Here is a 9,463-nt window from a genome sequence, read left to right on the forward strand (position 1 = left end):
CGGGAGGTTGCAGGAGGGAGGCCGGAGGAGGGCGCCGGCTCAGAACGGGCCGAGGCCGCCTGCGGTGAGCGTGCAGGCGGCCTCGCACAGGACCGAGCGCAGCAGCCAGGGGTCGGTGGCGGCGGGGGCGCCGTTGGCTCCGACCGGGGGGACCAGCCAGCGCGGGTCGGTGGGGGGCAGGAGGGCGGCGCCGGGTGTACAGGAGGTGCCGGGCAGCCGCCACCCCGCGGCCGTCCCCGCCGGGACCAGGAAGCTGACGGTGGCACCGGCGGCGCCCTGCATGGCGGAGCCGCAGGCCCGGCGGAGCCGCAGGATGTCGACCGTCTCCAGCCCGTGCCGGAGCGCGACCGTGACGGTGTCGCAGGCCTGTTGGGCGCCCGGGACTGCGGGCGGGCGAAGGGGGACCGCCTCCTCCAGTGCACTCCCGAGGGCACCTCCCGGCGCACCCCCGGCTACCGGACTGCGGAACGGCGGCATTGCGGTGGCCATGGTGCGAGCCCTCCTGTTTCCCTCGTGTTCCCTCTCCCGCTGCCCACTCCTCGACTCGTCCAGGCAGTCTGAGGGTGCGTCAGTGAGACAAATGAACTGGTGCTATGAAATTGGCCGGAGGGTCGGGCGGCGCCGAATTCTCCGTTGTCAACACAACGGGCCAGAAGCACAGATGGCCACGGGGCGTCTTACAGCAAGCCATGGCATTTCATGGCAGAAAGCCTGGGAGATGCCCGATTTGGCGGTAAATATCCGCTATTTTCCCACGAACGCACTGTGAGCACCTCATGACAGCCGGTACTGTCGTCCCCCGAAGAAACCTGCACCACCCCCGTACCAACCCGCACCGCCCCGCACCACCTCGGAGCGCACCATGGCAGCCACCGCCCCCGCCGCGCCCACCCCCAACGCCGCGATGCGCGAGCTGCGCGGCAACCTCTCCCCCGCGGAGTTCGCCGTAGCGATCCGCCGGGCAGCACGGGACATCGGCGAGCACGTGTCCTGCGACGCCCGGTACATCGGACGCGTGGAGGCCGGCGAGATCCGCTGCCCCAACTACGCGTACGAGCGGGTATTCCGCCACATGTGGCCGGACCGGTCGCTGGAGGATCTCGGCTTCGCGCCCCGGACAGCCGTCCGGCGCAGCCCGACGCCCCGGCGACCAGCACCGCCCGAGCCGCACCATCCCGACGAGGAGAACGACGACGTGCGTCGCCGTACGTTCCTGAACGGCGGTCCCACCGCCCTGGCCAGCGTGCTCGGTCTCGACGCACCGGCCCGAGCCGCGGCCCCCCGCCCCATCTTTCCGCGCCAGCACCGTCCGGCTCCCCGAAAGGTCGGCTCGGCCGACGTCCGGATCGTCGAACAGGCCGTCCGGGACATCCGGTTGGCCGACGACCTGCACGGCGCCGACACCCTGTTCGACCTGGCCGGGCAGTCCCTGCGCAGCGCGTACGTGCTGCTCAACGAGGGCGACTACTCGCTGACCACCGAGCGCCAACTCCAGTCCACCGCCGGCGAACTCGCCATCTCGGTCGGCTGGTTGGCACACGACTCGAATCGGCTGGCCGACGCCCGCTCGTTCTACGCCGAGGCGCTGGCCACCGCGCGGATGGCCGACGACGCGGCGTTGGAGGCCCATGTCTTCTGCAACAGCGCCTTCCTGGCCCGGGACGCCGGCCGGCCGCGCGAGGCCCTGCGGGCCGCCCAGGCCGGCCAGAGTGCGGCCCGCCACCTCGACTCCGACCGGCTGCTCTCGCTGCTCGCGATGCGCGAGGCCGGCGCCTGGGCGGTGCTCCAGGACCGGGCCGCCTTCGAGCGCGCCCTGGTCCGCGCGCACACCCTCTTCGAGCGCGGCGACTGCGAGGGCGACCCGGAGTGGATGTCCTTCTACGGCGAGGCGGAGATCGCCGGCCTGGAGGCGCAGTGCTGGTCCTCGCTGGGCGAGTGGGACCGGGCCAGCGAGCAGGCCGGGCTGGCCATAGCGCTGCAGGAGCCGCAGTTCGTCCGCAACCGGGCGCTCTACACCGCCGAGTTGGCGCACGACCGGCTCGGCCGCGGCGACCTGGCCGGGGCGGCCGAGCACGGCTGCGCCGCGGTCGGCCTGCTCAGCGGCGTCCGTTCGGCCCGGATCCGCGGCATGCTCGCGGAGACCGCGGCCCGGCTGCGCACCCACCACGCGGTCAGCGAGGTGCGGGTCTTCCTGGCCGGCTACGACAGCGCGCTGGCGGCCTGAGGCTTGAGGGTGTCCAGGTGGCTGAGGTCGTTCCAGACCTCCACCGCGGGCAGCCCGTACTCCCAGGAGAGCACCGAGAGCGCGGCCGTCCCCAGCTTGAGCCGCTGGGCGTACTCGGGCGCCAGGCCCAGCCAGCGCGCCCCCAGCACCCGCAGCAGGTGGCCGTGGGCGAAGATCATCACGTCGCGGTCGGCGCAGTGCATGGTGGTGGTCTCGGGGTGCGGGGTGCCGTGCTCGTCGTTGAGCTCGGCGAGCAGCCGGTCCACCCGCGCCGCCACCTCGGACAGCTTCTCGCCGCCGGGCACGCCGTCGCGCCAGATCAGCCAGTTCGGCTGCTCGGTCTCCCGGATCTCCGCGCCGGTGCGGCCCTCGTACAGGCCGTAGTCCCACTCCATCAACTCGGGCCGGTCCACCGCTCGGTCGCCGAAGCCGGCCAGCTCACAGGTCTCCCGGGCGCGGGAGAGCGGGCTGGTGAGCACCAGGGCGTCGGGCAGGCCGAGCCAGGGCGCGCGGTGCAGCCGGGTGCCGAGCGCGCGGGCCATCGCGCGGCCCTCGTCGGTGAGCGGGATGTCGGTACGACCGGTGTGCTGGCCGCTCGCGGACCAGGCGGTCTCGCCGTGGCGGACGAGGATCAGACGTGCGGGCATCGGGCGGCTCCTGAGTACCTGGGCGTGGTCGAAAGCTCCCACCCATGATCCCCCACTCACCGCGGCGCCCGCACTGGCAGGGTTCGGCCCCGATTGTCCGACCCGGGTGCAACACTGGCGAACACCATGAACGTCACTCGTACCGAGCAGATCGTGCACGCCGCAGACCCGGCCCGGCGGTTGGCCGCGCTGCGCGGCGGGGCCGAGCAACGGGGCCTCGACGCCCGTGCCCTCGCCGCGCTGGCGGCCAACCCCGGTTGCCGCCGCCGCGCGCTGCTGGACGCCGCCGGGGTGGACAAGACCGCCCTCGCCGACCGCCTCGGGCAGCCGGCGCCGTTCGGCCGCTCACCGTTCGCGATCGCCCGCGGCAACATCTTCGAGGCCCGGCTGAAAGCCGACGGCTGCGCCGCCCTGCTGGACCCGCTGCGCAGCCGGCTCGGCCTGCCCGCCGAGGACGACGCCCCGCTGCGGGTGCCGGACCTGCTGCCGCGCTCTACTCCCGCCGCGCGCGCCGAGCGCACCGCGCGGGCGCTGGCCGAGGCGGTCGCCGAGCCCGCGGCGTGGACGCTGCTGGACCACCCGATGCTGCGGCTGACGGTGGCCGGCTCCCCCGCCTACCTGGAGCCGGACGCCGTGGTGATGCGGGGCGGGCGGTGCACGGTGGTGGAGATCAAGTCCTTCCCCGTCCTGGACGGGGTGGCCGACCCGGCCAAGGTCGGCGCGGCCGCCCGGCAGGCGGCGGTCTACGTGCTCGCGCTCCAGGAGGCGGCCGAACACCGGGCGGGGGCCCGGGCCGGCGGCGGCCCGTACGAGGCCCGGGAGCTGCCCGGCAGCCCCGAGACGTCCGTCCTGCTGGTCTGCCCCAAGGACTTCGGCAACCGTCCGACCGCCGAACTGATCGACATCCGGCGCGAACTGGCCACCACCCGCCGCCAGTTGGCCCGGATGACACGGATCGAGGAGCTGCTGGACGCGCTGCCGCCCGGCACCAGCTTCGACCTCCTCCCGGATGCGGGCGGCCAACCGACCCGTCCGGTGGTGGAGTTGACGGCGGCGGTGGAGGCGGTGCCGGCGGCGTACAGCCCGGAGTGCCTGTCCAGCTGCGAGTTGGGGTTCCACTGCCGGTCGCAGGCGCGCTGCGAGGGCGCGGTGGAGCAGCTGGGGCGCGGCGTCCGCGGCGAACTGGGCAGCATCCGCACGGTCGGTGAGGCGCTGGCCGCGGCGAGCGGCGGCGCCCCGCTCGGCGACGAGGCGGCAGCCCGGCTGGGCTACGCGGCCGCCCTGCGCGCCGAAGCGCTGGGAGTGCCGGCGACGGCGATGGCGGGCGCGGTGGCCGGATGAGCCTGCTCGGCACCCTGGCCCGGTTGGAGGCCGTGCGCAGCGGCCGCGCCGAGCCGCTGGCCACCGTCCGGCACCGGCACCTGTCCGACCGCCCGCTCGTCCTGGTGCCGCTCGCCGCCGCGGCCGAGGACGGCGCGCCGCTGGCCGTCCTGCTGGGCACCGACCGCTCGGCGCCGCGGCTGCACATCGTCCCGCAGCCGCTCAACCGCGGCCAGCGGTACGCCTTCCTGGCCGCCTTCGCCGACGACCTGCTGCCCTACCTGGAGTCGTGCGCCGCCGAGGTCGAGCGGATCGAGGGCTCCGAGAAGGATCCGCAGACCGGCGAGAAGATCCCGACCTTCCGCGAACTCAGCGCTGACGCACCGCAGTTGATCGTCCCCAATCCTGGCGCCGCGCAGCACCTCGCGCTGCTCGGGCGGGCCACCCGGTTCCGCCGCACCGCCGAGGATCCCGACCCCGGCCGCTATCCCGCGCCGACCCAGGTGCCGCTGCTCGGGCGCTGGTTGACCCATCTCACCGATCGGGCCAAGGTGCCGGGGTCCAGCCTGCTGCTGCCGATGACCGGGCTGCTCGCCCGGCACTGGGCGACCGGCCAGAGCCAGCTGGAGGACCAGCACCTGGGCGCCCAACTCGCCTGGCACGAGCCGCCGTCCGGGCTGTCCGGCGCCGAGGCGGCGCGACTGGTGGAGAGCGGCCGGGACGAGCGCGGCCAGCTGCTGCACCCGCCCGCCGGGCCGACCACCGACCCGCGCTTCGACGAGAAGCTGCTCGCCCCGGCGATCGGCCGCTACGACGCCGCACTCGCCGCACTGCGCCACGCCCAGGACGAGGACGGCCCGGAGAGCCCGCGCGCGCAGAGCGCCCAGGCGTCCGCCGAGCGCGCGGTGGAGCAGCTGCGCGCGCTGCTCACCGAGGTGCTGCTGCCCACCTGGCACGACGTCTGGCGCGGCCTGGACCTGCTGCGCACCCTGCCGCCGGCCGCCCACCTGCCGGAGCGCTGGGAGAGCGACCGGTGGTCCTTCACCGGCCACCGCGAGCGGGTCGCCGCCGGTGAGCCACCGCAGCCCCGCCGGGACGACGCCGTCACGGCCGCCCGCAAGCTCGCCCAGCGCGAGCGCGAGCAGGTGCGTACCGACGTCCAGGAGGCGCTGGACGACCCGCTGGCGATGGCCGAACGGCGCCTGGCCGGTGAGGCGTTCAGCGGCGAAGTGACCGAGCTGGTGCCCGACTGGGACACCTCGGGGCGCACCCCCAAGCCCCGTCCGCTGCTGACCGTCCGCACCGCCGACCACCCGCACGCCGACCTCGGCCGCGAGGTGCACCGGGCCGGGGGTCCGGCCGTCCAGAAGGCGGTGATCACGGCGGTCGACCCCGAGCAGGGCCTGATCACCGTCCGGGTCGCCTCCGGGATGGGCCGCAAGAAGGAGCCCGAGCCCGGCTCGCTACCCGCCGTGGGCGAGCGGGTGACCTTCACGCTCTTCGAGCTGACGGCCCGCCAGTCCGCCCCGCTGCCCGAGCCGGACGACACCCCCTGGACGCACGGTGGCCCGCCGTCCGCCACCCAGGATTCGCCTACCACCGCCGAAGAGTGGGAATGACCAGCACTGTGAGCCCTCTTCAGCCCTCGCCCGGCGTCAGCCTCGGCACCGATCCGGGCGCGGCGGCCGACGCCGCCGTGGCCGCGATCCTGGACGCGACCGTACGCCCCGCCGCCCGCGCCCCGCGCGGCGTGGTGGTCGACTCCCCGCCCGGCGCGGGGAAGTCGACGCTGGTGGTCAGGGCCGCCCAGGAGCTGGTCGGCGCGGGCGAGCGGTTGATGATCGTCGCCCAGACCAACAGCCAGGTCGACGACCTGGTGGACCGGCTGGCACTCAAGGCCCCCGGCCTGAGCATCGGCCGCCTGCACGGCAGCGACGCCAGGCCCGCCCCCGAGGCGCTGCGCCACCCGAACGTCACCGCCTCCACCAAGCCCGCCGACCTGCTGGAACTGGACGTGGTGGTCTCCACCGCCGCCAAGTGGCAGTGGGTCAAGGACGTCGACCCGTGGCGGCACGCGATCGTGGACGAGGCGTACCAGATGCGCTCGGACGCGCTGCTCGCCGTCGCCCGGCTCTTCGAGCGGGCGCTCTTCGTGGGTGACCCGGGCCAGCTGGACCCGTTCACGGTGGTCGGCACCGAGCAGTGGGCCGGACTCTCCTACGACCCGTCGAGCAGCGCGGTGGTGACCCTGCTGGCGCACAACCCGGCGATCGTGCCGCACCGGCTGCCGGTCTCCTGGCGGCTGCCGGCCTCGGCCGCGCCGCTGATCTCGACCGCCTTCTACCCCTACACACCGTTCCGCTCGGGCACCGGCCCGGGCGAGCGCCTGCTGGTCGCGGGCACCCGCCCGGACGGCTCGGCCGTGGACGCCGCGATCGACGAGGCCGCCGAGCACGGCTGGGCCCTGCTGGAACTGCCCGCCCGGCTCACCGTACGGACCGACCCGCAGGCCGTGGCCGCCGTCGCCGCGACCGTGCGCCGGCTGCTCGACCGCGGCCTGACCGCCCACTCCGAGCAGGGCAGCACCCCGCTCTCCCCCGGCCGGATCGCCGTCGGCACCGCCCACCGGGACCAGGCCGCCGCCGTCCGCGCCGCCCTGACCGCACTGGGTGTCCCGGTGGACTCCACCGCGGGCCCCGCCGTCACGGTCGACACGGCCAACCGCCTGCAGGGCCGCGAGTACGACGTCACCGTCGTGCTGCACCCGCTCTCCGGCCGCCCCGACGCGACCGCCTTCCATCTGGAGACCGGCCGGCTCTGCGTGCTCGCCTCCCGCCACCGGCACGCCTGCATCGTGGTCGCCCGCGCCGGCATCGCCGGCCTGCTGGACGAGCACCCGTCCACCGAGCCGGTCCAGCTGGGCGTGACGGTGAAGTTCCCGGACGGCTGGGAGGCCAATCACGCGGTGCTCGCGCAGCTGGCCGAGCACCGGGTCCGGCTGTAGCGAGGCCGGCCGTAGCGAGGCCGGCCGTAGCGAGGCCGGCCGTGGGGTCGGCGGTCGTGGGCGCACGCCCCCGGCGCCCGGCGGGGCGGAGCGCCCGCCGCTGCACCGTTTCGGTGGCGGGCGCCCGCGCGCGACAATGGACGACGGCCGAGATCCGTTCCTCGTACCGAAGGTGCCCCCGCATGCCCGATCACCACGACACGCCCCGCCGACTGCGTCCGGCCCCGCTGCTGTTCGAACCCGATGCCCTGGTGGCCGAGCCGGAACGCTTCTTCCAGCTGGAGAGCATCGAGGACCCGGCGGAACTGCTGCGCCGCTCCACGGATTTGGCGCTCGCCTTCCGGGTCGCCGCCGAGCGCGCCACCGACTTCCAGGCGATCGCCGCGGCCCAGCTGGCCGACCCGCGCCGGTTCGACGCGCTCTCGCCCGCCGAGATCGCCGCGCGCGCCGACTGGACCGCCGACTACGCCGCGAAGATGGTCGAGTACGGCCGCGGCCTGCTGCGTCAGCAGCGCGCGGGCGACCGCTGAGCGGTCGCCGGGCCGCCGTTTCCGGTCCCCTGGCATATGCAGCGGGCCAGCGTACGCCGCATGGACGGGCGGTGTCCGGCGAACCGTATTTTCGCTGCACCCGCCCGCCGGGCCGGAGCACGCTGCTGCGCGTGGACATCTGGACGTTTGAATCCGTGGAGTACCTGACCGTGGCGGGCGAGGCCTGGCTGGCCTCGGCGAGCGAGTACCCGCGCAGTATGCGCGCCCTGTGGGAGGCCCGGCCCTGGGCGCCGACCGTACTGCCCTGCGGCCGGGTCTTCGACGTGATCAGCATGCCGGCGCTGTTCGGCCGCCGGGTCCTGGACGAGCTGTGGGCCTCCGGCCCGGGCTGCGGCCCGGTCGCCACCTACCGGGGCCGGACCCTGCTGCTCGTCCAGCCGGGCGCGGCACCCCGGCTGCGCACGCTGCTCGCCTGGGAGGAGTGGGCCCGGGACGTACCGCCGCTGCTCTGCCACGGCCTCGGCGACGCGGTGACCGTCCCGCCCGTGCAGCGGCCGCCCGATCCCTCCGACGCGCCGGGCCCGGCGGCCGGCCGCTGGATCGTGGCGCCGGACACCAGCGAACCGTGGCTGCCGGGCGCCGCCGTCCTGCTCTGGGCCTGCGTCCGCGCCGCCCGCGCCACCGCCCCCACCGTCGCCGCCGCCACCCCGGCCGCCCGCCCGCTCACCCCCGCGGCCCGGCTGCGCCCGCTTCCCGGCAGCTGAGCTCCCGCCCGGCGGTATTCGATTTTGGCTGCACCTCGGCCCGCTGCTAGAGTCCTCTCTGTCAGCAAGCGCCGCTAGCTCAGTTGGTTAGAGCAGCTGACTCTTAATCAGCGGGTCCGGGGTTCGAGTCCCTGGCGGCGCACAGACAACCGATAGGCCCGTCACTCCGGTGACGGGCCTATCGGCGTTTCGGGCCGCCGAGTACCTTGCCCTGACGTCGCACCTTGATATATTGGAAGCGTCGGCGATATATACGGAGGCGCTCATGGCGAAGCTACTGGTCGAGGTCGACGACGTGGCACTGGCCGAGGCCGCAGAGCTGCTCGGCACCAAGACGAAACGGGACACCGTCAACGCCGCTCTGGCCGAGGTGTCCCTCCGGCACAAGCGACTAGCTGCCCTTGACCGGCTCGTGGCCATGGGCGAGCAGGGTGACTTCGACGTGCTCCTGGACAAGGACAACTACCGGCGATGAGCCCGCAGTCCTATCTGATCGACACCTCGGCGCTGGCCCGCATCCTGACCAGCGCCGACGCCCGCGAGCCATGGCTCAAGCACCTCACCGAGGGCGTCATCGGCTACTGCGACCTGACGGAACTCGAGTTCCTCTTCTCGGCGAGGTCAGTGGCCGACCGCCTGGCCAAGCAGGAGCTGCTCGGCACCCTGCTCAGCTGGGTCCCGATCCCGGATCAGGTGTACAGCCGCGCCCGGCGGGTCCAGCAACAGCTCACCGAGCAGGGCGGGCATCGTTCCGCCGGGGCCGTCGACCTCCTGCTCGCAGCCACTGCGGACCTCTCGGGCCTCACCCTCCTCCACTACGACCGGGATTTCGAGACGGTGGCCGCTGTGACCGGTCAGCCTGTGCAGTGGTTGGCGACACCCGGGAGCCTGTGAGCGACGCCTGAAGGCCATCACCCCGCTTGGGTTCCAGGGGTCGTCGCAACACCACTGGTTCTAGGTGGTGAGTAGATCACGTAGACGCTCGGCTGGGGTATCCCAGTCGAGCGTCTTGC

At 74.3% G+C, this 9,463-nt stretch carries 10 protein-coding genes and 1 tRNA gene; 9 read left to right on the forward strand and 2 right to left on the reverse strand.

The window, feature by feature from the left end:
* Window positions 1-39: 39 nt before the first annotated feature.
* The gene (locus P3T37_RS35790) at window positions 40-489 is read right to left on the reverse strand and encodes a hypothetical protein (RefSeq protein ID WP_280728144.1); all 450 of its coding nucleotides are present in this window, start codon (window positions 487-489) and stop codon (window positions 40-42) included.
* A gap of 373 nt (window positions 490-862) precedes the next feature.
* Here P3T37_RS35790 and P3T37_RS35795 point away from each other — a divergent pair, with 373 nt between their 5' ends.
* Window positions 863-2,224 carry a tetratricopeptide repeat protein gene (locus P3T37_RS35795; protein WP_280728145.1) on the forward strand — a complete coding sequence of 454 codons (1,362 nt, stop codon included), beginning with the start codon at window positions 863-865 and terminating at the stop codon, window positions 2,222-2,224.
* Here P3T37_RS35795 and P3T37_RS35800 read toward each other — a convergent pair.
* Window positions 2,200-2,871 carry a histidine phosphatase family protein gene (locus P3T37_RS35800; RefSeq protein WP_280728146.1) on the reverse strand — a complete coding sequence of 224 codons (672 nt, stop codon included), beginning with the start codon at window positions 2,869-2,871 and terminating at the stop codon, window positions 2,200-2,202. The two genes, P3T37_RS35795 and P3T37_RS35800, sit on opposite strands and share 25 nt — an antisense overlap.
* A gap of 126 nt (window positions 2,872-2,997) precedes the next feature.
* On the opposite strand from P3T37_RS35800, the gene P3T37_RS35805 reads away from it, so the two are divergent.
* The 8 genes from P3T37_RS35805 (at window position 2,998) to P3T37_RS35840 (ending at window position 9,344) form a co-directional block, all read left to right on the forward strand.
* Window positions 2,998-4,212: a hypothetical protein gene (locus tag P3T37_RS35805; protein WP_280728147.1), complete on the forward strand. Its 1,215-nt coding sequence runs from the start codon at window positions 2,998-3,000 to the stop codon at window positions 4,210-4,212.
* Window positions 4,209-5,810: a hypothetical protein gene (locus P3T37_RS35810; RefSeq protein ID WP_280728148.1), complete on the forward strand. Its 1,602-nt coding sequence runs from the start codon at window positions 4,209-4,211 to the stop codon at window positions 5,808-5,810. Before P3T37_RS35805 ends, P3T37_RS35810 begins: the two co-directional genes overlap by 4 nt.
* Entirely contained in the window at window positions 5,807-7,195 is a 1,389-nt protein-coding gene (locus P3T37_RS35815) for an AAA family ATPase (RefSeq protein ID WP_280728149.1), read from the forward strand. Before P3T37_RS35810 ends, P3T37_RS35815 begins: the two co-directional genes overlap by 4 nt.
* A gap of 182 nt (window positions 7,196-7,377) precedes the next feature.
* Window positions 7,378-7,725, forward strand: a complete 348-nt coding sequence (locus tag P3T37_RS35820) for a hypothetical protein (protein ID WP_280728150.1) — start codon at window positions 7,378-7,380, stop codon at window positions 7,723-7,725.
* A 131-nt stretch (window positions 7,726-7,856) separates the two neighbouring features.
* Complete coding sequence (locus tag P3T37_RS35825; protein ID WP_280728151.1) at window positions 7,857-8,450, forward strand: bifunctional DNA primase/polymerase; 594 nt, start codon at window positions 7,857-7,859, stop codon at window positions 8,448-8,450.
* Window positions 8,451-8,518: 68 nt separating this feature from the next.
* Window positions 8,519-8,592: transfer RNA gene (locus P3T37_RS35830), tRNA-Lys, on the forward strand.
* A 123-nt stretch (window positions 8,593-8,715) separates the two neighbouring features.
* Window positions 8,716-8,925: a type II toxin-antitoxin system VapB family antitoxin gene (locus P3T37_RS35835; protein WP_280728152.1), complete on the forward strand. Its 210-nt coding sequence runs from the start codon at window positions 8,716-8,718 to the stop codon at window positions 8,923-8,925.
* On the forward strand, window positions 8,922-9,344 hold the full coding sequence (locus P3T37_RS35840) for a PIN domain nuclease (protein ID WP_280728153.1): 423 nt from the start codon (window positions 8,922-8,924) through the stop codon (window positions 9,342-9,344). The genes P3T37_RS35835 and P3T37_RS35840 overlap by 4 nt, the downstream gene beginning before the upstream one ends.
* The last annotated feature ends 119 nt before the right edge of the window (window positions 9,345-9,463 follow it).

The sequence above is a fragment of the Kitasatospora sp. MAA4 genome (genome assembly GCF_029893355.1).
In the GTDB taxonomy this organism is placed as follows: Bacteria; Actinomycetota; Actinomycetes; order Streptomycetales; family Streptomycetaceae; genus Kitasatospora.